At 69.1% G+C, this 25626-nt stretch carries 15 protein-coding genes; 2 read left to right on the top strand and 13 right to left on the bottom strand.

The features are described 5' to 3' along the window. The first annotated feature begins 164 nt into the window (after nucleotides 1-164). Entirely contained in the window at nucleotides 165-3191 is a 3027-nt protein-coding gene (locus OG963_RS37955; protein ID WP_371799912.1) for a carbohydrate binding domain-containing protein, read from the top strand. 62 nt (nucleotides 3192-3253) lie between these two features. Here OG963_RS37955 and OG963_RS37950 read toward each other — a convergent pair whose 3' ends face one another. The 6 genes from OG963_RS37950 to OG963_RS37925 form a co-directional block, all read right to left on the bottom strand. Continuing rightward, nucleotides 3254-4336 (bottom strand): aldose epimerase family protein, encoded by a 1083-nt coding sequence (locus tag OG963_RS37950; protein WP_093778713.1) that lies wholly within the window; start codon nucleotides 4334-4336, stop codon nucleotides 3254-3256. Nucleotides 4337-4460: 124 nt separating this feature from the next. Then, entirely contained in the window at nucleotides 4461-5495 is a 1035-nt protein-coding gene (locus tag OG963_RS37945) for a LacI family DNA-binding transcriptional regulator (protein WP_093778711.1), read from the bottom strand. 88 nt (nucleotides 5496-5583) lie between these two features. Continuing rightward, nucleotides 5584-6654 carry an ABC transporter permease gene (locus OG963_RS37940; protein WP_093778709.1) on the bottom strand — a complete coding sequence of 357 codons (1071 nt, stop codon included), beginning with the start codon at nucleotides 6652-6654 and terminating at the stop codon, nucleotides 5584-5586. Beyond that, nucleotides 6651-7625, bottom strand: coding sequence for an ABC transporter permease (locus OG963_RS37935; RefSeq protein ID WP_030925525.1), 975 nt, complete (start codon nucleotides 7623-7625; stop codon nucleotides 6651-6653). Before OG963_RS37935 ends, OG963_RS37940 begins: the two co-directional genes overlap by 4 nt. Beyond that, entirely contained in the window at nucleotides 7622-9262 is a 1641-nt protein-coding gene (locus OG963_RS37930) for a sugar ABC transporter ATP-binding protein (RefSeq protein WP_371799911.1), read from the bottom strand. The genes OG963_RS37935 and OG963_RS37930 overlap by 4 nt, the downstream gene beginning before the upstream one ends. Before the next feature lie 107 nt (nucleotides 9263-9369). Beyond that, a complete protein-coding gene (locus OG963_RS37925; RefSeq protein ID WP_371799910.1) occupies nucleotides 9370-10455 on the bottom strand; it encodes an ABC transporter substrate-binding protein in 1086 nt (361 codons plus the stop codon). A gap of 522 nt (nucleotides 10456-10977) precedes the next feature. Between OG963_RS37925 and OG963_RS37920 the strand changes: the two genes are divergently transcribed. Continuing rightward, complete coding sequence (locus OG963_RS37920; protein ID WP_371799909.1) at nucleotides 10978-13428, top strand: RICIN domain-containing protein; 2451 nt, start codon at nucleotides 10978-10980, stop codon at nucleotides 13426-13428. 76 nt (nucleotides 13429-13504) lie between these two features. Here OG963_RS37920 and OG963_RS37915 read toward each other — a convergent pair whose 3' ends face one another. The 7 genes from OG963_RS37915 to OG963_RS37885 form a co-directional block, all read right to left on the bottom strand. Further along, entirely contained in the window at nucleotides 13505-16807 is a 3303-nt protein-coding gene (locus tag OG963_RS37915) for a LamG-like jellyroll fold domain-containing protein (RefSeq protein ID WP_371799908.1), read from the bottom strand. A 406-nt stretch (nucleotides 16808-17213) separates the two neighbouring features. After that, on the bottom strand, nucleotides 17214-17594 hold the full coding sequence (locus OG963_RS37910; protein WP_256328256.1) for a glycoside hydrolase domain-containing protein: 381 nt from the start codon (nucleotides 17592-17594) through the stop codon (nucleotides 17214-17216). Nucleotides 17595-17817: 223 nt separating this feature from the next. Continuing rightward, a complete protein-coding gene (locus OG963_RS37905; protein ID WP_093929763.1) occupies nucleotides 17818-18915 on the bottom strand; it encodes an NADH:flavin oxidoreductase/NADH oxidase in 1098 nt (365 codons plus the stop codon). 155 nt (nucleotides 18916-19070) lie between these two features. Further along, nucleotides 19071-19451, bottom strand: coding sequence for a hypothetical protein (locus tag OG963_RS37900; protein WP_093778520.1), 381 nt, complete (start codon nucleotides 19449-19451; stop codon nucleotides 19071-19073). A 28-nt stretch (nucleotides 19452-19479) separates the two neighbouring features. After that, a complete protein-coding gene (locus OG963_RS37895) occupies nucleotides 19480-22662 on the bottom strand; it encodes a glycosyl hydrolase 115 family protein (RefSeq protein WP_093778519.1) in 3183 nt (1060 codons plus the stop codon). A gap of 92 nt (nucleotides 22663-22754) precedes the next feature. Next, the gene (locus OG963_RS37890; protein WP_371799907.1) at nucleotides 22755-24290 is read right to left on the bottom strand and encodes a sodium:solute symporter family protein; all 1536 of its coding nucleotides are present in this window, start codon (nucleotides 24288-24290) and stop codon (nucleotides 22755-22757) included. Nucleotides 24291-24351: 61 nt separating this feature from the next. After that, nucleotides 24352-25620: a glucarate dehydratase family protein gene (locus tag OG963_RS37885; RefSeq protein ID WP_371799906.1), complete on the bottom strand. Its 1269-nt coding sequence runs from the start codon at nucleotides 25618-25620 to the stop codon at nucleotides 24352-24354. Nucleotides 25621-25626: the final 6 nt, after the last annotated feature.

Raw genomic sequence — 25626 nt, 5'->3', positions numbered from 1 at the left:
AAGATTGCAGCAAAATTCTGACGGCTCTTGCTGACGGGATGCACTGCTCGCCCGAACCCCGAGGCGCGTCAGGGTTCTCCGGCGGGACCGCGGTCGCTCGATGGGCGGCCGCGCTCTTGGTTGCCGCGGCCGACCGGCCGCTGCCCTCCCCCCTGGAGATGCGTATGAGACGTTCCCCCCACCGACTGCTGAAACGCCCTCTGGCGGCAGCCGTGGTGGCCGCCGGGCTTCTGGGGCTCCTCACGGCGGTACCGCACACGGACGTTCCCGCCACCTCCGTCCCGGCCGCGGCCTCGGAGAACACGGCGACGGTCTTCTACTACACGAAGACCCGGAACTGGTCGGCGTACAAACTCCATTACGCGCCTGACGGCGGTTCGTGGACCACCGTGCCGGGCGTCCAGATGGAAGCGGCGTGTACGGACTGGGTGAAGAAGACCGTGAGTCTCGGAAGTGCGAGCGGGCTCGCCGCCACGTTCAACAACGGTTCGGGCGTCTGGGACAACAACGCCGGAAAGAACTACGCGTTGGGCACCGGAACCATCACGGTCAAGGACGGGGTCGTGGCCCACAGCGACCCGTGCTCCGACGGCGGCACCGACCCGACGCCCTCACCCACTCCGGGTGACACACACACCGCCTCGGTCTACTACTCCACGGCGACTGTCGGCTGGACCACCACCAATCTGCATTACCAGCCCGAGGGCGGTTCATGGACCGCCGTCCCGGGCGTCGGCATGGAAGCGGCCTGTACGGGGTGGGTCAGGCGGTCCGTCGATCTGGGCAGCGCCACCAAGATGCAGGCCGCGTTCAACAACGGCAACGGTGTCTGGGACAACAACAACGGCAGCAACTACACGATCCTCTCGGGCGTTTCCACGGTCGAGAACAAGCGGGTCACCGCCGACGCCGAGGATCCGTGCGCCGCCGAGCCGCCGGACACCCAGGCCCCCAGCGCGCCGACGAAGGTGACCGCCGATGCCGACGGCGTGTCGGTCGTGCTGACGTGGGACCCGTCCACCGACGACCGAGGAGTGACGAAGTACCAGGTCACCCGTACCGGCGGAACCAAGGGCACCATGGTGACGGACGTCGGCTCCACCGTCTTCTCCGATGCGAACCTGGAGGAGCGGACGGCGTACAACTACACCGTCAAAGCCGTGGACGCGGCGGGCAACACATCGGCCGCTTCGACCGCCGCCACCGCCACGACCGGCGAGAAGCCGGCCGCACCGGCGGCCGGAACACCGCTCGGCACCGACCCGCGCAAGGACCCGATCTACTTCGTGCTCACGGCGCGGTTCAACGACGGCGACAGCTCCAACAACCGGGGCGGCAGCCAGCATGTGAAGTCCGGCAACGCGGCGAACAACGACCCCATGTTCCGAGGTGACTTCAAGGGCCTGGTCGACAAGCTCGACTACATCAAGGGGCTCGGCTTCTCCGCCGTCTGGATCACTCCGGTGGTGCTGAACCGATCCGACTACGACTACCACGGCTATCACGGCTACGACTTCTACAAGGTCGACGCCCGCCTGGAGTCCGCGGGCGCCTCGTACCAGGACCTGATCAACGCCGCCCACGCCAAGGGCATGAAGATCTACCAGGACGTCGTCTACAACCACTCCTCGCGCTGGGGCGCCAAGGGCCTGTTCACCCCGACCGTCTACGGGGTCCGGGACGACCAGTGGAGCTGGTACTACGACGAGAGGAACGACGGCTTCGAGTACGACGGTCTGAGCGTCGAGTCCAAGACCGGGAAGTCGTACTACAACGGTGATCTCTGGTCCACCGCGGAGCCGTCCGGCAACACCTGTCTCAACTGGGGCAAGCCCACCGGGGGCACCTCCACCGAGGGCTACAGGATCTACAACTGCCAGTGGCCGAGCCCGACTTCGGGCATGTTCCCGAAGACGTACTACCACAACTGCTGGATCGGGAACTGGGAGGGCGAGGACTCCCGCAGCTGCTGGCTTCACGAGGATCTCGCCGACTTCAACACCGAGAGCGCACCCGTCCAGAACTACCTGATCGGCGCCTACGACAAGTACATCGACATGGGGGTCGACGGCTTCCGCGTCGACACCGCCGTCCACATTCCCCGCACCACCTGGAACCGCCACTTCCTGCCCGCGATCCAGGAGCGCGTCACGTCGCAGTTCGGTGCGGAGGCCGCGAAGAACTTCTTCGTCTTCGGCGAGGTCGCCGCCTTCGTCAACGACAAGTGGAACCGTGGCTCGGTCAACCACTCGGCGCAGTTCTACACCTGGAAGGAGCGCAAGGAGTACGACGGCGACGACGCGAAGGCCGCCCTGGAGATGTACGACTACGAGCAGCAGCTCGGCACCGGGAACCAGCCGACCTCCACCAACGCCTTCCTGAACGGAAACGCTTACCACACACCGGACCAGAGCCGGTTCTCCGGCATGAACGTCATCGACATGCGGATGCACATGAACTTCGGTGACGCCAACAACGCGTACAACAACGGTAAGGACTCCGACGACAGTTACAACGACGCCACGTACAACGTCGTGTACGTCGACAGCCACGACTACGGGCCCAACAAGAGCAGCGAGCGATACTCCGGCGGCACCGACGCATGGGCCGAGAACATGTCCCTGATGTGGACGTTCCGCGGCATCCCCACCCTGTACTACGGGTCGGAGATCGAGTTCCAGGCGGGCAAGAAGATCGACTGCGGGCCGACCTGCCCGCTGGCGACCACCGGCCGCGCGTACTACGGCGACCACCTCACGGGCACGGTGCAGGCGTCCGACTTCGGCAAGGTCTCCTCGGCGACCGGCGAGGTCGCCAGTACGCTCGACAAGCCGCTGGTCAAGCATCTGCAACGACTGAACGAGATCCGGCGGTCGGTGCCGGCCCTGCAGATGGGCCAGTACTCCACCGACGGCATCACCGGCTCGATGGCGTACAAGCGCCGCTACACCGACACCGCGAGCGGAGTCGACAGCTTCGCCCTGGTGACCGTCACCGGAGCGGCCACGTACACCGGCATCCCCAACGGCACCTACAAGGACGCGGTCACCGGGGACACCCGGGTGGTGACGGGCGGCACCCTCGCAGTCCCGGCACCGGGCAAGGGCAATCTGCGGGTCTACGTACTCGACCTCGGCGGCAGCAACGCGGCGCCGGGCAAGATCGGGACCGACGGTCCCTATCTGAAGTAGGCGCGGGCACCGACCGGGGTGACGGGCGTGCTCCGGGCACGCCCGTCGCCTGCGGCGGCGGCTCAGCGCGCGGACGCGTCGAGGTGCGGGAACCGGAACTCGGTGCGGCTGCGCGCGGTCTCACCGGGTCGCAGGACGGTACCGGGGTAGTCCGGGCGGTTGGGTGAGTCGGGCAGGTGCTGGGTCTCCAGGCACAGCGCGCCGTGCCGCTCGTGTCGCCGGCCCGCGGTGTCGGCGAGCGAGCCGTCCAGCTGGTTGGCGGTGTAGACCTGGATGCCGGGTTCGGTGGTCCAGACTTCCAGGATCCGGTCCGTCGTGGGAGCGGTGAGCCGCGCGGCCCGTCGCACGGCATCCGAGGTCTCGGGCGCGCGGACGATCCAGCAGTGGTCGAAGCCGCCCGCCATGCGCAGTTGTTCGTCCGGCAGCACGATCCGCTCCCCGATGGTCTGCGGGGCGGTGAGGTCGAACGGCGTGCCGCGTACGTCGGCGGCGGGGCCCTGCGGGATGCCCTCCGCGTCGACGGGCAGGTAGGTGTCGGCGTCCACCTGCAGCGTGTGGTCGAGGATGTCGCCCTCCGCGGTCAGGGCGAAGTACGCGTGGTTGGTGAAGTTGACGACCGTGGGGCGGTCGGTGGTCGCGGTGTAGTCGAGGGCGAGTGTGCCCGCCGTGTCGAGGGTGTACGTCACGGTGACGTCGAGCGCTCCGGGGAACCCCATGTCGCCGTCGGGGCTGTGCAGGGTCAGCCGGACGACCGCGGCGTCGTCGCGGGTGTGACCGGTGGCCTGCCACATTCTGGTGTGGAACCCCTCGGGGCCGCCGTGCAGTGCGTGGCCGCGGTCGTTGGCGGGGATCTCGTGGGTGGTCCCGTCGAGGGCGAAGCGGCCGTGGGCGATGCGGTTGGCGAAGCGGCCGATGAGAGCGCCGAAGAAGGGGTTCTTCCCCATGTAGTCGTCGAGCGTGGCCAGGGACCGTACGACCGAGGCGGCGGATCCGTCGGTGTCGGGCACGGTGAGGCTGTGCAGGATGCCGCCGTAGGTGAGGATCTCGGCCTGGACTCCCGTACCGGAGTCGAGAGTCCAGACATCGACGTCGGAGCGGCCCTGGGCGGCGCCGAACGGTTGGTGGTGCACAGTGGGGCGAGGCATCGGAGATCCTTCTTCGGAGAACCTGGTGACAGGCGGCGGACCAGGCAATTTTAGGGACGGGCCCGGGACAGCCCCGGAGGTTGCCCGGCCGGCGGGCCCGGCTCGACCGGCCGGACGGGCCCCCTCAGGGCCCGGACTGCTCGGCGGGCGGCCGCATCACGGTCGATTCGCGGACGATGAGCCGGTAACCGGGGCGGGGCCGTCGAGGTTCCGGTACCGGACTGCCGGAGAGCCGTTCGACGAGACTGTCGACGGCGAGCCGGGCGATGGCTTCCTTGTCCGGTGCGATGGTGGTGAGGGTGGTGGCTCCGTACAGGCTCTCCTCGATGTTGTCGAAGCCGACGACGGCGACGTCGTCGGGAATTCTCAGCCCGCGCTCGGAGAGGGTGCGCATGGCTCCGATGGCGATGAGGTCGTTGTACGCGAAGACGGCGTCGGGCCGTTCGCCGCGGTCCAGGAGGGCCGCCATGGCGACGGCCCCGTCCTCACGGCCGTATCCGTCGGTGACGACGACCAGGGACTCGTCGGCCTCGATGCCCGCAGCGGCGAGCTCCTCGCGCCAGCCTCGCAGCCGCAGGTGGGCAGGCTGACGCTCGCGTCCGGTGCGTGAGCCGAGGAACGCGATCCGGCGGTGCCCCAGGTCGATGAGGTGCCGCACGGCGTCGCGGGCGGCCGCCACGTTGTCGATCGCGATGTGGTCGTAGGGGGCCTCGTACTCACGCTCGCCGAGCAGGACCAGCGGCGCCGTCTCGGTGCGTGCCATCAGGTCCTCGGTCTCCAGATGGATGGGGCTGAGGATGAGGCCGTCGATGACATGGGACCGGAAGCCCTGGCTGACCAGGAGTTCCTTCTCCCGGAGGCCGCCGGTGTGGTCGACCAGCACGGTGTAGTCGTGCCGGGCCGCCGCGTCGACGACCGCACCGGCCAGCTCCGCGAAGTACGGGTTTCCGAATTCGGGCACGGCGAGGGCGATGATGCCGGTCCGGCCCTTTCGCAGATGGCGCGCGGTGAGGTTCGGGCGGTAGCCGAGTTCGTCGATGGCCTGCTGCACCTTGGCGCGCATCTTGGGTGTGACGTGCTGATAGTTGTTCACCACGTTCGACACGGTCTTGATCGACACGCCCGCCCGTTGCGCAACGTCCTTGAGGCTGACGCCCACGGCACTCCCTGACTCGACTCGGCGCGCGGTGTCGCGCATGGGATCGCTTGCTCCGGCCCGGGACCGGCGGACCCGGGCCCGGCACGGTTCAGGTGGTTCTGCGGCTGCGCGCCAGATAGCGCTGTGCCACGACGACAACGATAAGGAACCCACCGCTGACCACCGACTGGTAGGAGGAGTTCAGCGAGCCGATCTGGTTGATCAGATTCTGGATGACGGCGAGCAGCAGGACACCCCAGAGCGTGCCGCTGATCGATCCGGCGCCGCCGATCAGAAGGGTGCCGCCGATGACGACGGCGGAGATCGCGTCCAGTTCCATGCCCACGCCGATGATGGTGACGCCGGAGGACAGCCTGGCAGCGTTGAGCGCTCCGGCGAGTCCGGCCAGCAGACCGCTGAGCGTGTAGACGAGGATCTTCGTTCGGGCGACGGGAAGGCCCATCAGGGTGGCCGCGTCGCTGCTGCCGCCGACGGCGAACAGCGTCTGTCCGAACGAGGTGCGCTGCAGGAGCAGCCCGCCGCCGGCGAACAGCACCAGGGCGATCAGGATCGGGTGGCCGAAGCCCCAGATGCTGCCCTGCCCGAGCTCGGCGAAGGCGGAGCCCTTGGGCACCAGGTACGTGGTCGCGCCCTCGTCGGTGAAGGCGAGGAGGATGCCGCGGGCGGCGAGGAGGGTGGCGAGCGTGACGATGAACGGTGCCATCCCGGCGCGGGCGATCAGGAGCCCGTTGAGCAGACCGATCGCCGCACACACCAGGAGCGGTACGAGCAGTGCGGGCAGGAGACCCCACTGCGAAGCCCAGGCCGCGAGCACTCCGCCCAGGGCGAAGACGGATCCGACGGACAGGTCGATGCCGCCCGTGATGATGACCATCGTCATGCCGAGGGCGACGACGGCGAGGAAGGACGCCTGCACTGTCACGCCACGGGCGTTGTCCAGGGTGGCGAACGTCGGATACACGAACGAGGCCACGATCACGACCGTGAGCAGTACGGCGAGCACGCCCTGGCGCTGCACGAGTTCGGCGAGCCGCTGTGCGCGGGTCGGCTCGGTGCCGCCGGACGGTGGCCGGGGCACGCCGCGGCCGGCGGACGCGGGCGCCTTCTGCGGCACGAGCGCCGGGGCTGCGGGGACGGGGGCGGGTGTGGTTTCGTTCATCGGGACCGACGCTCCCGGGCGACGTAGACGGCGGCGATGATGATCGCCGCCTGGGCGATCTGTGCGGTGGAGTCGGGCAGGTCGTGCTTGACGAGGGTGGCCCGCAGCAGCTGCATGAGCAGGGCGCCGGCGACGGTGCCGAGCACCCGGATGGAGCCGCCGTTCAGCGGGGTGCCGCCGACGACGACGGCCGTGATGGCGGAGAGTTCCATGAGGGTGCCGAGCGAGGAGGGGTCGCTGGCGGTGAGTCTGGCGGTGGCGAGGATGCCGGCCAGGGCGGCGAGCACCCCGCAGAGCACGTACACACCGATCAGTACGCGCCGGACGGGCAGCCCGGCGAGGGCGGCGGCGGGCCGGTTGCCTCCGACGGCGACGATCTGACGGCCGAAGGTGGTGCGCTGCACGAGGAACGCGACGGCGACGGCGAGCACCGCGGCGATCAACACGACCAGCGGGATGCCGAGGAAGGAACCGGTGCCGAGCGAGAGCAGGTCGGGGTTGACGATCTGCTTGAGCTGACCGTCGGCCATGACCAGGGCCAGTCCCCGGCCGCCGACGAACAGGGCGAGCGTGGCGACGATCGGCTGCAGCCCGATCAGCGAGACCAGGGCGCCGTTGACCGCTCCGACGACCGCTCCGGCGAGCAGGGCGACGGCGAGCGCCGGCACGAGCCCGTATCCGAGGTAGAGCGGGAGGAGGGCGGCGGCCAGCGCCATCGTCGAGCCGACGGACAGGTCGACGCCCTCGGTGCCGATGACCAGGGCCATGCCCAGGGCCACGATGACGATGGGGGCGACCTGGACCAGCTGGGTACGGAGGTTGTCGGCGGTCATGAAGTGCTCGGTGAACACGGCGTTGAAGACCAGCAGCACGGCCACGGCCGCGTACACGCCGTACTCCTGGTACCAGGAGGGGTTCCGCAGCCACGCGAACGGACGGGCGGGTGAGGCGAGTGTCGCCTGGGTGGTCATCGAGGGTCCTCCTGAGCTGCCGGGGCCTTCCCGGTGGGCGCCGGTGCCGACTCCGCGTCGGGGCGGGGCGCCGGTGAGTGGTCGGCGAGCACTTCGAGCAGCTGGCTCTCGCCGACGTCGTCGCCCGTCAGTTCACCCGCGACGGATCCGCCGCGCAGGACGACGATGCGGTCGGCACCCTCGATGAGTTCCTCGATGTCGGAGGAGATGAGCAGGACGGCCAGCCCTTCCCCGGCGAGGTCGTCGATGAGGCTCTGGACCTCGGCCTTGGCACCGACGTCGATGCCGCGTGTCGGCTCGTCGAGCAGGAGGACCTTGGGCTCCAGGCAGAGCCATCGGGCGAGGAGGACCTTCTGCTGGTTGCCGCCGGAGAGTTCACCGACCTTCTGCTCGGGGCTCGCCGCCTTGATCCGCAGTCGTTTCATGAAGATGTCGACGATGCGGTCCTGCTTGGTCCGGGAGACCACACCGGCGCGGGACAGGCGGGGCATGGCGGCCAGCACGATGTTCTCGCGCACGGAGAGGCCGGGGACGATCCCTTCGGCCTTGCGGTCCTCGGGCAACAGACTGATGCCGGCGCGGATGGCGCCCGCGGAGGTGAGCCGGCGCAGCCTGCGGCCGCCGACGGTGAGCTCGCCCGCGTCCAGGCTCAGGGCGCCGGCCAGGGCCTTCGCCGTCTCGCTGCGGCCCGAGCCGAGGAGGCCGCCGAGTCCGAGTACTTCACCGGCGTACAGCGACAGGGATATGTCGTGGAGCTGGCGGTCGCGGGAGAGTCCGTTCGCGGTGAGTACGGGGGTGCGTGCCGCGTCGTGACCCTCGGCGGCGAAGCCGGTCGTGCCGTTGCGGCGGACCTCGGCCAGGTCGCGGCCGAGCATCATCGAGACGAGCTGCATGCGGTCGAGGTCGGCGAGGTCTCCGGTGTGGATGTGGCGGCCGTCGCGGAGCACGGTGACGCGGTCGCAGATCCGGTAGAGCTCGTCCATGCGGTGGCTGACGTAGAGGACGGCGATGCCCTGGCCGCGCAGGTTCTCGATGACCCGGAACAGCGTCTCGACCTCGCGCGGTTCGAGCGAGGAGGTGGGCTCGTCCATGACGACGACCCGGGCGTTGACGGAGACGGCGCGGGCCAGCGCGACCATCTGCTGGGTGCCGATGCCCAGGGTGTGCAGGGGCCGCCGGGGGTCGACACGTACGCCGAAGCCGTCCAGCAGGTCGGCCGCCTCCCGGTGCATACGGCCGAAGTCGATGAGGCCGAGGCGGTTCTTCGGCTCGCGGCCCAGGAAGATGTTGCGAGCCACGCTCATCAGCGGGACGAGGTTCACCTCCTGGTAGATCGTGGAGATACCGGCCTGCTGAGCCTCGAACGGCCGGGCGAACCTGACCTGTTGGCCGGTCATCCGCAGTTCGCCCTCGTCGGGCCGGTACACACCGGTCAGTACCTTGATCAGGGTGGACTTGCCGGCGCCGTTCTCACCCACCAGCGCGTGGGTCTCCCCCGCGCGCAGGGAGAAGGTCACGTCGTCGAGAGCGACGACGCCCGGGAACCTCTTGCTCACCGAGCGGGCTTCGAGGACGGTGTCGGCCGCGGGCGGGGCAGTCGCCTCCGGTGCCCGAGGTACTGCTTCGGGTGGTGCCATGGATCTTGGCCTTCCGCTGTTCCAAGGTGTGGGCCCGCAGCCGCCGTGGCGGGTGGGAGCGCCACGGCGGCATGAACCTGATGAGTCGGTACGGGAGTCGTTACGGCTCAGTACGCGCCGCCGAGCGAGGCCTTGGCGTTGCTCTCGTCGTACGCGCGGTCGGAGATGATCACGTTCTCCGGGATCTCCTCGCCGCCGTAGAACTTCTGGGCGGTGGCGAAGGCCAGCGGACCGAAGCGCGGGTTCGACTCGATGACGGCGTTGTACTCGCCGTTGACCAGTGCCTGGACGGCGTTGCGGGTGCCGTCGACGGAGACGATCTTGACGTCCTTGCCGGGCTTCTTCCCGGCGGCCTTCAGTGCCGTGACGGCGCCGAGCCCCATCTCGTCGTTCTCGGCATAGACGGCGGTGATGTCGGGCTTGGACTGGATGAGCTGCTCCATGACCTGCTGCCCCTTGTCGCGGGCGAACTCACCGGTCTGCTGGGCGACGATCTCCATGTCCGGCGCCTTCGCCTTGATCTGGTCGACGAAGCCCTTGGTGCGGTCGGTGGTGACGTTGTTGCCCGACGCCCCGAGGAGGATGGCGATCTTGCCCTTGCCGCCGGTCGTCTTGATCATCGCGTCCGCGGCGCGCTTGCCCTGCTCGACGAAGTCGGAGCCGAGGAAGGCCACGTAGTCCTTGCAGGCGGTGGAGTTGACCTTGCGGTCGATGGTGAGGACGGGGACCTTCTTCGCCGCGGCCGCCTTGAGGGCCGGCTCCAGTCCGTCGGAGTTCAGCGGCGCGACGATGAGGAACTGGGCGCCCTGGGACAGCATGTCCTGGATGTCGCTGATCTGCTTGGAGAGCTGCGACTGCGCGTTGGTGGTGAGCAACTTCTTCACGCCGATCTTCGCGGCCTCGTCCTTGATGGACTGGGTCTCGGCGATACGGAACGGGTTGGCCTCCTTCTCCGACTGGGAGAAGCCGACCACCGCGTTCTTCAGGTCCAGCTTCGGCGCGCCATAGGTCTGCAGCGAGCAGCCGGAACCCGAAGCGGCCTCCGGGGTCTTGGCGGCCTGGGCTTCCTGGCTGCTGTCGCCGCCGGCGTTGTTCGAGCTCTCCGACTTGGAGCAGCCGGAGGCGGCCAGCGTGGCGGTGGCGGCGAGCAGGCAGGCCGCGGCGAGGGTACGGGTTCGACGCTGGATCATCATGCGCGGGGACGCTCCTTGGCGGGATGACGGCACACCGGCGGGCGTGCGGTCGGGGCATGGCTGGACGATGCATCAGCCGCTCGGCGGCTGATGTCACTGCATTCCTCACGGCCCCGCTTCGAGCTGCACGGACTGCTGCTTCCAGCTGCGGTCGTGAGAGCCTGCGCGGCCTGTCGGCGGCTCGGTTTACAACGTTATATAGGCGGTGCGGCACAGGCGGCAAGAGCGTTGTCGATGAGTTTCCAAAATGTGTCGGCGTCGCACGCCCGCGACTGCCCAAGACCGGCCCATGGAGGGCGAGTCGATGACGCGACACCTCTGGACAGCCTCCGGACGGCGTGCTGTCATACGGCCGAACGCCAAGTTTCCAACGTTGCAATGCTGTTGACGTCCGAGCCACGCCCGGCGCGACGGCTGTTGTTGTCATGCGCGGAAACGGCGACCGGTCGCGGACCGGTTCGTCATGGCCGCACCACGCGCCCCCCTTGCCCGCTCGAGCCGCCAGAACAGGAGCTCCCCTCCATGCCCCTGAACCGCAGACAGCTCATGACCAGCGCACTGGCCACCGCGGCCGCCACGACCGCGACCGGCCGCTGGGCCACGACCGCGACCGCCGCCGAAAACCGGGTGGCAGCCGTCCACGGAGGCCACTACTCGCCCAACGCAGCACCTCTGCATCCGACGGCATTCCTGAAGCTCCCGCCGGGCCGGATCACCGCACGCGGCTGGCTCGCCGGCCAACTCCGTCTCCAACTGGACGGGTTGTGCGGTCATTACGAGGAGTTCTCGCACTTCCTCGACTTCACCGCCACCGGCTGGGTCCGCCCCGAACTCGGCGGCTGGGAGGAGGTCCCGTACTGGCTGCGCGGGTACACCGATCTCGCGATCGTCACCGGGGATGCCAAGGCCCTGGCATCGGTGCGCCGCTGGTTCGACGCGATCCTCACCACGCAACAGCCCGACGGCTTCTTCGGTCCCAAGGCGCTCCGTACCTCACTGAACGGCGGCCCGGACTTCTGGCCGTTCCTCCCGCTCCTACAGGCGCTGCGCTCGTGGCAGGAGTACAGCGGGGACGGCCGCATCATCCCGTTCCTCAGCAAGTTCTTCCGCTATATGAACGCCCAGGGTCCGGGCGCGTTCAACACGAGTTGGATCGCGCTTCGTTGGGGCGACGGCCTGGACAGTGTGTTCTGGCTCTTCAACCGCACCGGTGACACCTTCCTGCTCGACCTGGCCGACAAGATCCACACCAACGGGGCGGACTGGGGCGACAATCTGGTCAACCTGCACAACGTCAACATCGCTCAGGGCTTCCGCGAGCCCGCCCAGTACGCGCTGCGCAGCGGTTCGCCCGACGACACCCGGGCCACCTACGGGACGTACGGCAAGGTCATGGACCAGTACGGACAGTTCCCCGGCGGCGGCTTCGCCGGCGACGAGAACGCGCGCCCCGGCCACCGCGATCCGCGGCAGGGGTTCGAGACCTGCGGCATCGTGGAGTTCATGGCCAGCCATCAGCTGCTGACCAGGATCACGGGTGACCCGCTCTGGGCCGACCGCTGCGAGGAGCTGGCCTTCAACTCGCTGCCCGCGTCGCTGGATCCGTCGGGACGGGCGATCCACTACATCACCAGCGCCAACAGCGTCGATCTGGACGACGTCCCCAAGAGCGGGCGGCAGTTCCAGAACGGCTTCGCCATGCAGGCGTATCTTCCGGGCGTCGATCAGTACCGCTGCTGCCCGCACAACTACGGCATGGGATGGCCGTACTTCGTCGAGGAGCTCTGGCTCGCCACCCCGGACGGGGGCCTGGCCGCCGCCATGTACGCCGCGTGCGAGGTCACGGCCAAGGTCGCCGACGGCACGGAGGTCACCGTCACCGAGGAGACCGGCTATCCCTTCACTGACACGGTCTCGCTGACCGTGAGGACGCCCAAGCACCTGCGGTTCCCACTGGTGCTGAGGGTTCCCGCCTGGTGCTCCGAGCCCGAGATCAGGGTCAACGGGCGTCGCGTCGGCGCACCGGCGGGCCCGGCCTTCACCCGTATCGAGCGGAACTGGTCCGACGGGGACAAGGTCACCCTGCGCTTCCCCCAGCGCACCACCGTGCGCACCTGGGCGGACAACCACGGCGCGGTGAGCGTCGACCGCGGGCCGCTCACATACTCGCTCCGGATCGGGGAGGAATACCGGCGCATCGGCGGCACCGAGCAGTTCCCGGAGTACGAGGTGCACGCCACCGGGGCCTGGAACTACGGGCTCGTACTGGACAAGCAGCGGCCGACCGCATCATTGCGGCACCGCACCACCGGCCGCCCGCCCGGCGACAACCCCTTCACCCTCGAAGGCACGCCGCTGACCATGACCGCACGCGCGCGTCGTATCCCCGAATGGACCGCGGACGGCGAGCATGTCGTGGCACCGCTCCAGGACAGCCCCGCGCTGAGCACCGAGCCGGTGGAGGATGTCACGCTCGTCCCGATGGGGGCGGCCCGGCTGCGCATCACAGCGTTCCCGACGGCTGAACCCGACGCTCCCCGGTGGCTGTCCGACGGCTGGTTCCGGATCCGTAATCTGCACTCGGGCAAGGTCCTCGGCGTCGACGACATGTCCACCGCCGACAGCGCCCACGTCGTCCAATTCGACGACAACGGCACCGACGACCACCTCTGGCAACTCGTCCCCGACGGCGACGGCTGGTACCGCATCCGCAACCGCCACTCCGGCAAGGTCCTCGGCGTCGACGACATGTCCACCGCCGACAGCGCCCACGTCGTCCAATTCGACGACAACGGCACCGACGACCACCTCTGGCAACTCGTCCCCGACGGCGACGGCTGGTACCGCATCCGCAACCGCCACTCCGGCAAGGTCCTCGGCGTCGACGACATGTCCACCGCCGACAGCGCCCACGTCGTCCAATTCGACGACAACGGCACCGACGACCACCTCTGGCAACTGCTGGCTCCGTGACCTGACGGACCGCTCCCGACACAGGCCGGCCCGGCACCGACGGTGTTCCGTCGCTGCCGGGCCGTCCTGTGTCGTGCTACGGCTGCTGGCTGTCGTGGAGTGCGCTCACCTCGTCGGTGCCGAGAGCCCTGTCGAACACGCTCACCTGGTCGATGGAGCCGTTCCAGAAGTCGCCCTTCTCTGCCGCGTACTGGGCACGCCCCACGGAGAGCGGCCCGGTGCTGACGTCGGCGGGACCGGCCGCGGCGGTCGACACGAGCTTCCCGTCGAGGTAGAGCTTCACCTCGTCACCGTCGCGCACACCCACGAGGTGGTACCAGGTGCCGAGCTCCGGCTTCATCTCCAGCCGCGCCCGGTTGCCGCCCGGCGTACTGAACGCGAAGGCGCCCTGCCCGTACTGGAGGTAGAACGGATTCTCGGTCCGCCTGCCGTCCTGGCTCACGGCGGTCGCGTAGTTGCCCGGGAGCGAGTCCAGCGACACCCATGCCGAGACCGTGTAGTTCCCGGTGGTGTCGACGGCGGGACCACCGGTCTGGGCGTACTGCCCCTGGCCGTTGAACTTCAGCGCCGAACCGTGCACACCGGGTGTCCAGGAGGTGCCCTCGCTCAGCGTGAGGCTGCTGTGGTTGGGGCCGAGATCGGCGGATGTCGTGCCCTTGCCCTCGTCCAGCGGCCAGTCGGCGCCGCCCTTCACCTCGTCGCGGTGTCCCGCGGCCGCACCGGCGGCGATGACCTGCTGGTTGATCTGCCGTACCTTCTTCGGGTCGACCTTGATCTCGCGCCGGTCGTAGGTCCAGAGTCCGTTCAGCTCGTTCTCCAGGTCGCTGACCTGGGTGTAGACCGAGCCGGACAGCTCGGCGTCGGCCGCCGCGAGATAGTACGTGCGGGTGTTGTCGACGTACTTGGCCGTCAGGGCGTCCTTGTCCGCCACACCGCTGTAGATCGCCGCGGGCGCACCCGGCCACATGTGTCCGGGGGTACGGAGCGTGAAGCCGCCGTGCTCGCCGTCCATCGCGGCACGGTCGTCCGGGAACGGCGCCTCGCGGTTGAGGTAGTCGTGGTGATCGATGATGTCGCCCTTGCCCGAGTCACCCTTCGAGGAGCAGCAGTTGACACCGCTGTGGGCGTTGACGACTCGGGACGGGTCGGCCGCCTTGACCGACTCGGCGATCTTCCCGGTCTCGGTGCGGTCCCACTCGCCCCAGCCCTCGTTGAAGACGATCCAGCCGCCGATCGACGGCGAGTTGTGGAGCTGCTGCATCATCTGCTCGCCCTGGGAGAGGAAGGCCTGCCGGCCCTTCTCACCGGTGATGTCGCTGGAGACGAAGTCCTGCCAGACCAGCAGGCCGAGCTTGTCGGCGTGGTAGTACCAGCGCGCGGACTCCACCTTGATGTGCTTGCGCACGGCGTTGAAGCCGAGGTCCTTCTGTGCCTTGAGGTCGAAGGTGAGCGCGGCGTCGCTGGGCTGCGTGTAGAGACCGTCGGGCCAGAATCCCTGGTCCAGCATGGCGAGCGAGTAGAACGGCTTCCCGTTGAGAACGAGCTTCTGGTAGCCGCCCACCTTCGCGATCCCGATGGAGCGCATCCCGAAGTAGCTGTCGACGGTGTCCTTGGAACGGCCGTCCGTCAGGGTGACGTCGAGGTCGTAGAGGTACGGGTCGTCGGGGGTCCAGAGATGCTGCTTGCTGACGGGCAGGCTCAGCGGGGTGTTGGCCCGGCCGCTGACCGTGCCGACGACCCGGCCCTTCGTGTCGCGGGCGACCGCCGTGACGCGGGCGCCGGACGAAGCGGCGGCGGAGTTGACGGTCAGGGCGAGGGTGCTCCTGTCGATGTCCGGCGTCGTGGTCAGCGAGTCCACGGAGGCCACGGCCACCGGCTCCATCCACACCGTCTGCCAGATTCCGGAGGAGGGGGTGTAGACGATGCCGCCCGGGTTGCCGGACTGCTTCCCCTTCGGCTGGTCGGGGCCGGTCGTGTCGGTGACGGCGACGACGATCTCCTGCGGGCCGCTGCCCTTGATCGCGTCGGTGATGTCGGCGCTGAAAGAGGTGTAGCCACCGGTGTGTTCGGCGACCTTCGTGCCGTTGACCCAGACCACCGACCGGTAGTCGACGGCGCCGAAGTTGAGCTTCAGCCGCTCGCCGTCCTTGCCCTTGCCCTTGCCGACGGACCAGCTCTTGGGAACGGTCACGAGCTTGCGGTAGAACATGTGGTCTTCATGGCGTTCGAGTCCGGAGAGCTGCGACTCGACCGGGAACGGCACGGTGATGCGCTCGCCGAGCTTCTTGCCGAAGACCGGCTGCTCGTCGGCATCGGCGCCGGCGAACTCCCACGGGCCGTTGAGGTTTTCCCACCGGTCACGCACCTGCTGCGGGCGGGGGTACTCGGGCAGCGGGTGCTTGCGGTCGAGCTTGTCGCCCCAGGTCGTGGTCAGCCGGTGCGTCGAGAGGTTCTTCGCCGTACGGCTGATCTGGGGAACCGTCTCGCCGCCCGCCTGGAGCCCGCCCTTCCCGTCGTACGCCACCCGGACCTGCTGGCCCTTCTGGACGGGCGCGGTCAGGTCGACGATCACGGCGTGGGAGTTGTCGGACGCCTTGGACACGGACTTCACCGGGATGGGCGAGGTGTCGGCCTCGACGGCAAGGTGGTCCTGCACGGAGCCGAGGTTCTTGACCTCGTCCTTGAAGGTCGCCTGCAGGCGCTGTCCGTCCTGCGTGACCGTCAGCGCGACCGGGTAGACCTCGAAGTCGGCCGGCGGCGTGAAGGCGGACTCGGGAACGATCTGCCTCTTGAGCTTCGCGCTGGACCAGCGCAGGAACATGTTGGCGCCGCCGGTGTCCTGGAACATCTCCAGGCGGAACTGGTGCGGCTCGCCCGCAGTCAGCGAGACGGGTTTGCTGGTCTGCTCGTTGTCCCAGTCCGGCAGCCAGTGGTCGATGACGACGTTTCCGTCGATGGAGAGCCTGAAGCCGTTGTCGCCGCTGGCGGCGAAGGTGTAGTCACCCGTCTCGGGGGCTGTGATGCTGCCGGTCCAGCGGGCTGTGGTGTTCTCCGTCCTGCCCGTTGTGGACTCGAACGTCCCGGTCAGACCAGGAAAATTGATCTCCGGGTCGAGTGCGACCCCACCGAGCTCGGCGAAGTCGCGGGCGCCCGGGGCGGACATCCGGAAGTACTCGCCCTTCAGCCCGTGCACATCGGCGGTCGGGTCGTCGTCGGCGAAGGCCTTCGCGGTGGCGGTCGATGCGGCGCTCGCGGGGACGGCGGCAGCGGGGGCGGCGGCAGCGGCAGGGACCAGAGTGGCCCCGAGGGGAATCAGCAGCGCGGCCGTACAGGCCATCGATCTGAACAGGACTCGGGGGCGGGGCAGTTGTCGTCTCAAGGCGTCGTCCTCGTCGAGAGCTGAAGTGCCTCGCACACAGCGAGGCACGCACACAATCGAACATTGAGCCACAACGTCAAACGCATAACAACGGTCGTGCACAGAGAATTTTCAACGATAGAAATCGGCGACCGGCCCCCGGCGAGCGGGCCGTGCGACCCGCTCGCCGGGATCCGGAACCGATGGGTACGCCACCTGCCGAGGCGGCCCGGAAGTTGCCGTGCCCCGACGGAGTCGGGCGCTTCAGCCAACCGGAAGGCGTGGGTGACGCCACGGGTGACCAGACTGGCATCGGTCCAGGACCGGTCGCTGGTACGCCCGTTGACCCGGACCGCGTCGACGTACGGATGGCCGACATCGGCGTCCGGCGCACCGATCGTGATGTCCCTGCCGTGTGCGCGGTCGATCAACGCGTCCGGGAAGAGCGGGTGCCCAGCGGCATCGTGGCGCCTCCCGGCGTCCGCGGGTACAGCCCCGACGCCGAGACGACGTACCACGCGGACATGGTCCCCAGGTCGTCGTTGCCGGGCAGGCCGCCGGGGCCCGTACCGTACACGGTGTCGAGGATCCGACGGACCGTCACCTGTGTCTTCCACGGCCGGCCCAGGTGCGATGTGAAGCCAAGGGGCTTGGATGCCGGGCCCGTTGGTCGGTGCAGCGCAGCACGTCGCCGCCCTTCACCGACCAGGACCCGTCCGCGTTCGTCGAAGAAGACGTCGAGCCGCCGAGCGGCCCGGTCCCGGCCGCCCATGGCCTCGGCCAACCCTTGGACGTCCTGCGGAACCATCCAGGCGTACGTGGCGCTGGTCCCATCGCGAAGCCGAGGTCGCTGCCGGGGCCGTACGGGGTCACGCACGAACCGTCGACGTCGCGCCACCCTGATCCGGCACCCTGTCCCGCGTACGGCAACACTGACGCGGAGTCCCGCGTTGCGGCCGCCCGCAACGCGCCGAGCCCCGGCCGGATGCCCGGCAGGGGCTCGTCGTGTCGGACGGAACGAAGGCGTCGCCTCAGACGGCTCGAAGGTACTGGGCCGGCTTGTGGACCTCGCCGCCCAGTTCGCGCGCCGCGTGCTGGGCCCACGACGGGCTCCGCAGCAGCTCCCGCCCGAGGAGCACGGCGTCCGCCTGCCCGTCGGCCACGATCTTCTCCGCCTGCTGCGGCTCGGTGATCAGCCCTACGGCCGCGACGGGCAGCGAGGTCTCCTCGCGCACCCGGGCGGCGAAGGGGACCTGGTATCCGGGGCCCGTCGTGATGCGGGCGCCCGCAGCATTGCCGCCGCTGGAGACGTCCAGCAGGTCGACGCCGTGCGCCTGCAGCTCCTTGGCGAGCCGTACCGTCTCGTCGACGGTCCAGCCCTCACGGTCGTCCTCGTCGTTCTCGCTGAGCCAGTCCGTGGCCGAGATCCGGAAGAAGACCGGCAGATCCTCGGGCCATACCTCGCGCACGGCGTCGACGACCTGCAGGGCGAACCGGACGCGGTTGTCGAAGCTGCCGCCGTACTCGTCCGTGCGCCGGTTGCTGTGCGGGGAGAGGAACTGCCCGACGAGATACCCGTGGGCTCCGTGCACCTCGGCGACCTCGAAGCCCGCGTCGACGGCCCGCCGAGCGGCTTCGCGGAACTGGTCGACGACGCCGTGGATCTCGTCCACGGTCAGCTCGTGCGGGACGGGATGGCCCTCGTCGAACGGGAGCGGGCTGGGGGCGACGGGCTGCCAGCCGTGCTCGTCCGGTCCCACGGGCCCTCCGCCCAGCCAGGGGGCAGCGGTCGAAGCCTTGCGGCCGGCGTGGGCGAGCTGAATGCCGGCGACGGCGCCCTGGCCCTTGATGAAGGCGGTGATCCGCCGGAGCGCGGCCACCTGGGTGTCGTTCCAGATACCGAGGTCGGCGGGGCTGATCCGGCCTTCGGGGCTGACGGCCGTCGCCTCGGTGAGAATGAGACCGGTCCCGCCTGCGGCGCGCGCCGCGAGGTGGGCGAAGTGCCAGTCGGTCGCGACGCCTGCATTCGGCCCCACCGCTTCCGCGCTGTACTGACACATGGGCGCCATCCACACCCGGTTGGGTATGACAAGCGACCTCAAGGTGCAGGGCTCGAACAGGACACTCACGGCGGACTCCGTTTCGCCGGGACGGCAGGATCGCTAGTACGATACCTCCCGTACTACGACGTCCGTCAAATTACGAAGACTCTCGTACGACGCGACAACGCGGACGAGGCCCTCCCCCATTCCGGGAAGGGCCCCGTCCGCGAGCCGTTCGCGACTCAGGCGCGGCGCCGCAGCGTGATCTCCACGTCCGCGTCGTAGCCCTGGGTCCAGTTGCGCCCGGCGCCCGACTTCCAGGTCACGTAGGCGGTGGCCCCGTCGACCCTGACGGCTTCCACCGTCATGGCCCGGTCGCCGTCCCGTACGTCACCGCGACGCAGCTCCTGCGCCGTGACGGTGACGGGCTCCGCCGACTGCGCGCTCTCCACCTCGTCCGCCGCACGGGCGAGAGCCGCAGCCAGTTCCCGGGACCGGGCAGGGGTGCAGATCAGTGAGAACTCCCCCGCCGGACCCGCCACCCGGACCTCGACCCCCGCCCCAACGGGGGTCACGCCCAGGATCGCACCGTGTCCGTCGGCGTCCTCGATCTCACTCTTCATCGCTCTGCTCCCCTGCCCGTCCCATGGCTCACTTCAGCCGGAGGCTCTCCTGCGGGCCCAGGTAGCTGGGCTTCAGGCCGCCGGTGTCGACCACCAGGTTCTGCAGCACCACCGTCGGGTCGACCATCCAGAATTTCAGCACATGCACACCGGCCCGGCCGATGTCGTGCACCGTGCTGGTGCGGTTGACGTTGTCGGAGGTGTTGCGCGCCCACTGGACGTTCATGGTGCCGTCGTCGGATCCCGTCACCGCCGTGACGTTCACGCTCTGCGGCGCGTCGTCGTCGAAGGAGACGGCGTACGTGAGGCCGTCGGACGCCAGCGCGTTGTTGCGGGGCGACAGGTACGCGTGCACCGTGACCGGCCCGGTGGTGAACAGGCTGACTCGGTACTCCAGCCGGGGGCTGCCGCCGCCGGGGGTCTGGCGGGCGGAGGTGACCGGGAAGGGTTCCATTCCGGCGCCGGTACGGCCGATGCCGGGGATACGCGTCCAGGTGATCCCGTTGCCGCCCACGGACCGGGAGTAGTGGTCCGCCTCGATGGACACGTACCCGTTGGCCTCGACGAACCCTTCGAGCTGCGAGCGCCTCTCCTTGGGGTGGTCGATCACGGCCTGGACGACGACCTCGCGGCCGTCCGGACCGCTGACGGTGATCGGCACCTCCGTGACGCCCTTGGGCGCCCGCGACCAGTCGACGCGGAAGGTGATCCGGTCCTGCTTGTCGACCCGGCCCCTGACGCGGTCGGCGACGAGCCAGGAGGCCCCTGTCCTGATCCTGTAGTCGAACGGGGCGGCGCCCCGGTTGAACACCTCGATGTACTGCGCGGCCTGGCTCTGGTACGGGCTGAAGGCCGGCAGAACGGCTGGGGAGCTCTCCTCGGGCCACCACTTGTCCGAGCCGTCGACGGCCACGCCCATCTCGGCTCCCGCCGGGAGGTCGATGCGCTTGACGGCGGGGAACAGCACGTCCTTGATGGCGACGTTGTTGAGCTCGGGCTGCTGCCAGGGGGCGTTCGGCCCGTAGCGGGCCACATCGCCGTAGTCGATGTGCGGCTGGGTCTGGAACCCCTGCCACTTCCCGTCGGCGACCTTCGTGTTGAAGCGGTCGGCCAGCGCCAGGTCGTCGGCGAGCCGGGACTCGGCGGCGGCCGCCAGATCGTTGGTGAGGGCCCGGCCCTGCGCGGCGTAGTGCAGGTTCTTGAACTCGGCCTCACGCAGGGCGTAGAGGTTGGCGGTGGCCTGCACCTCGTAGCCGACCAGTTCGTACCAGGCGTCCTGGACGGAGGCGGGCAGCTTGCGGGTGATCCGTCCGGCGTCCGCCCCGAGCTGCTGCCACTCCTCGGTGACACGCTCCAGCTCACGGTAGTCGGTCAGGCTGAACGGAGTGGCCTGGTCGTCGTAGACGATCGCCGACGCGTCCTTGGCGGGGTCCTTGGCCGGGTCGAGGGTGATCCTGCGGTTGAGCAGCTCGGGCTTGCGCCGGGACTGCAGCTGCGCATACCTGCGGAGCACCTCGGCGATGTCCTCGGCCTGCTGCTCGCCGAAGTTCTGCCGGGCGTACTGCTCCTCCCACTCCGGCAGCCGGTCGAGGGTCCAGCGCTCGGGGTTCCAGGCGTACTCCAGGAAGAACTGCGTGGGCAGTTCGTTGCCCTTGAGGTCGCCGACGTTGGTGACCCAGAGGCCGTGGTTCCCGTAGGCGACGGACTGGTGGAGCTGGTCCCACATATTCGGCAGCGAAGTGGTGTCCACCCACTTGTAGTTGCGGCCGACCCCCACGTAGTCGAAGTGGTAGTAGAGGCCGTAACCGCCTTCGCGCGCATCGTTCTCGAGGTCGGGGAGCTTACGGATGTTGGCCCAGTTGTCGTCGGTGAGGACGACGGTGACGTCGTCGGGCACGCGCAAGCCGCGGTCCCAGTACCGCTGGACCTCCTTGTAGAGGGTCCACACCTGCGGAATCGTGGTGACGTCCTTGCCGGAGACCTCGGCCAGGATCTGCCGCTGGGTGGCGATGATCTCGGTCATCAGCTCGATGCCGTCGCCGTCCGGCAGGCTGACATCGCCGTTGCCGCGCATGCCGAGGGTGACGACGCCCTCGAAGTCCTCGTCCTTCATCCGGCGGATGCCGTCGGCCCAGTACGCCTTGATCGCCTCGGCGTTGCGCCGGAACGACCACTCGCCGGTGCCGCCGTAGGGGTCGTGACCGGGGGTGGTGATGTTGCCCGCGCTGTCCCGGACGGCGGCGACGGCGTGCCGGTTCCACTCCTCGATACCGCGCATCATGGGCGCCTCGTGCGAGGTGCCCATGACGACCCCGTACGCCTTCGCGGTGGCGTGGTTCTTCGGGTCGTCCTCGGCGAACGCGCGGCCCCAGACAGCCGGCCAGAGGTAGTTGGCCTTGAGGCGCAGCATCACTTCGAAGATCTTGGCGTAGAAGTCGGCGTTGAAGCCGCCCTCGAAGCCGGGAGCCTTGCCGGGGCCGAAGTACGCCGGTGCCCATGTACCGAGCGCCGGGTTCTCGTCGTTGATGAAGAACCCGCGGTACTTCACGGCAGGGGTGCCCTGCGTGTGCCGGCCGGGCAGGACGTACAGGCCGTCCCGGTGTACGGGGGTGACGTCGTCCCACCAGTACCAGGGCGATACGCCGATCCCCCGGGAGACGTCGTACGTACCGTAGATCGTGCCGCGCTGGTCGCTGCCCGCGATCACGAAGGCGCGGTCCACGCCGGGCAGCGGCTTCTCGACGACGGTCTGGAGGCTGGTCTCCCACTTGCCCTTGATACCGGAGACGTTCAGCTTGCCCGCCGCGATCAGTCCGTCGATCAGCGGGCTGCGGCCGATGGTTCCGACGATGACGATCTCACGGCCCTTCGGTGTCGCACCCCGCGAGAGGACGGGGCGGACCCCGGTGACGCGCTCGATGTCGGCCTGGAGGTCACCGGCCACCCGGACGACGCCCGCGTGGTCCCGGTCGCTGACCAGGATCGGGGCCGCCGCGCCCGATCCGAAGAGCGGGAAGCTGCCGGAGCGGGGCGTGAAGGAGATGTACGCGCCGGGGTCCGTCGGCAGTCCGGCCGCGGCCGGTGCGGCGGCCAGGGCCTCCGACGAGAGACCGAGCAGCGAGCCGAGAGGTGTCGCTGTCAGGGCTGTGAGCCCCAGTCCGAGCCCCAGAATCGATCTGCGGCTCGCATGTTGCGGGAAGTGCTTGTCCATACTGCTCTCCCAGTTTTGTTCACACTCATGACAAATTGGACGGTTGTGCACCTTGACGAGTTGTCGGGCAGGGGTTCGAGGTCCGGGCCTCGTCAGTCCGAGGCGCCGGACGCGGTGGCCTGCGGCACCGCGGCGGCCGCCGGCTCGCTGTCGCCGTCGGGGGCGGGCGACACCGCGGCGACGATCGCGTCGGCCGTCGCGTCGGGCTCCGGGCTGAGCAGGCCGACCACCACGTACACCACCAGCGAGGTCACCAGCGGGGTGACGATGATGACGGTCTGGTCCGTGCTCTCCAGCACGAACTTCACCAGGACGTAGCCCAGCAGCCCCAGCGCCCAGGAGGACAGGGCGGCCCGCGGCCCGCACTTGCGGAAGAGTGGCAGCAGTCCCAGCAGCATGGGGATGGAGATCGGCCCCATCACGGCCGCGACCAGACCGACGATGATGCCCAGCACCCCGCCGAAGTGGTCCGCCTCGATGGCGACGAGCATGCTCACGGTGATGAAGACGACCGTGCACACGCGCGCGACGAGCAGTCCGGTGGCCGGCGGCAGTTCCTTGGCGCGGCGCACGACCGCCGGGATGATGTCCCGGGTGACGACCGCGGAGACGGCGTTGGCGTCCGACGAGGCCATGGCCATGGTGTGCGAGAACATCCCGGCGAGCGTCAGACCCACCAGTCCGGCCGGCAGGTACGACTCCGCCATCAGCGCGTAGACCTTCTGCGGGTCGGCGATGTCCGGAAGCAGCACGGCCGCGGCAACGGGCGGGAACAGCAGGACCGCGGGCCAGATCACGTACAGCAGCGCGGAGAGCCCGGCCGAACGGCGCGCGGCCTTCGGGGTGTCCGTGGCCATGTAGCGCTGGGCCAGGTTCCACATGCCGCCGTTGTACTCGAAGAGCTTCACGACGACGTACGCGCCGAGAAAGGTGGCGGTGTAGGGGCCCACCAGCGGGTGACCATGGCCCTCGGGCAGCTTGTGCCAGAGAGTGCCCAGGCCGGAGATGCCGTCGCCGAGACGGTCCAGCACCACCCAGACCATGGCCAGCGCCGCGACGCCCTGGACGACGAACTGCCCGAAGTCGGTGAGCGCATCGGCCCAGAGCCCGCCCACGGTGCAGTAGAGCAGGGTGACGACGCCGGTGATCAGGATGCCGGCCGTCATCGACATGCCGGTGAACACATTGAGCAGCACGGCGACGGACGCCCATTTGGCGGCCACGTCGAACACCTTGAGCAGGGCGCCGCTCCAGGCGAGCGCCTGCTGGGTGGGCACGTTGTAGCGCTTGGCCAGATATTCGAGCGGTGAGGCGACCGCGTATCGCTTCCTCAGCCGGTTCCACCGCGGCGCGAACAGCCAGGCACCCACGGCGGTACCGAAGGCGAGCGGCAGGAACGCCCACACGTAGACCGTGATGCCGTAGCTGTACGCGATGGCCGCGTAGGCGACGAACACGGCGGCGCTGTAACCGGACATGTGGTGGGAGATGCCGGACAGCCACCAGGGCATCCGGCCGCCACCGGTGAAGTAGTCGCTCACATCACCGACGCGGCGGTGCGACCAGAGGCCGATGATCAGCATCACCAGGAAATAGCCGCCGAGGGCGGCCCAGTCGAGCCAAGCCATGAATGCTCCTTGCAATGCTGTGATGCGCGGAGGTACCGCGGCGGCCGTGAGCCGCCGTCGCTCACCAGCGCGGAGTCTTCTTCTCGTAGTGAGGGTCGATGCGCTGCATGTAACCGGTGTCGTCCCGGTTGCGCAGACCGCAGTCGAGGTACTGCTCGTGCAGCCGGGCGAGCGCGTCGCGGTCGAGTTCGACGCCGAGCCCCGGCCCCCGCGGAACCCGCACGGCTCCGTCGGTGAACGTCAGCGCGCCCGGTTCCACGACTTCTTCGGTCTTCCACGGCCAGTGGGTGTCACAGGCGTAGGTGAGGTTCGGCGTGGCGGCCGCGAGATGGGTCATCGCGGCCAGACTGATCCCCAGATGCGAGTTGGAGTGCATGGACAGCCCCATGGCGAAGTTGTCGCAGATACCGGAGAGCAGCTTGGAGCGGTGCAGACCACCCCAGTAGTGGTGGTCGGAGAGCACCACCTGGACCGCCCGCTGCTCGACCGCGGGAGCCAGGTGGTCGAACGCGACGACACACATGTTGGTGGCCAGCGGGATCGGTGTCCGCCTGGCCACCTGCGCCATGCCGTCCAGCTCGGGAGTCGGGTCCTCCAGGTACTCGAGGACACCCTCGAGTCGGCGGGCCACCTCGACCGAGGTCCCCACGCTCCAGGCGGCGTTGGGATCGAGCCGCAGCGGCACGTCGGGGAAGGCCTCGCGCAGTGCGAGGACCGCCTCGACCTCCTCCGCGGGCGGCCGGACACCGCCCTTGAGCTTGATCGCGGTGAAGCCGTACTCGGAGATCATCCGGCGCGCCTGGGCGACGAGGGCCTCCGGATCCAGTGCCGCACCCCAGTCGTCCGGCTCCTGTCCCGGGTGCGCGGCCCACTTGTAGAAGAGGTACGCGCTGAACGGCACGGATTCGCGTACCGCTCCGCCGAGCAGGTCACTGACCGGGCGACCGGCAGCCTTGCCCTGGAGGTCCAGGCAGGCCACTTCGAACGGGGAGAACACCCGGTCCACGGCGCTGCTGGTGGTGATCATCCCGGTGAGTCCCGAGCCGCCGACTCCGTTGTCCGAGGACAGGACTTCGGCGACCCTGCGGTGCATGGCACCGAGCGCGTACACGCCCATGCCGATGAGGGCGTCCGCAGCCGCCCGCAGCCGGCGCAGATGGCCTTCGTCGGCATAGGTCTCGCCGAGGCCGACGAGGCCTTCTCCGGTGTCCACCTCGACGATCGCACGCAGGGCGTACGGTTCGTGCACGCCGACCGCGTTGAGCAGCGCCGGGTCACGAAAGGCGACCGGGGTGATCCTCACTGCATGGATCCGGAGGCCGGCCGTCACAGCGCC

Origin of the sequence: Streptomyces sp. NBC_01707, from assembly GCF_041438805.1 — a bacterium.
Taxonomy (GTDB): domain Bacteria; phylum Actinomycetota; class Actinomycetes; order Streptomycetales; family Streptomycetaceae; genus Streptomyces.
This window is presented reverse-complemented; position numbering and strand designations above follow the sequence as displayed.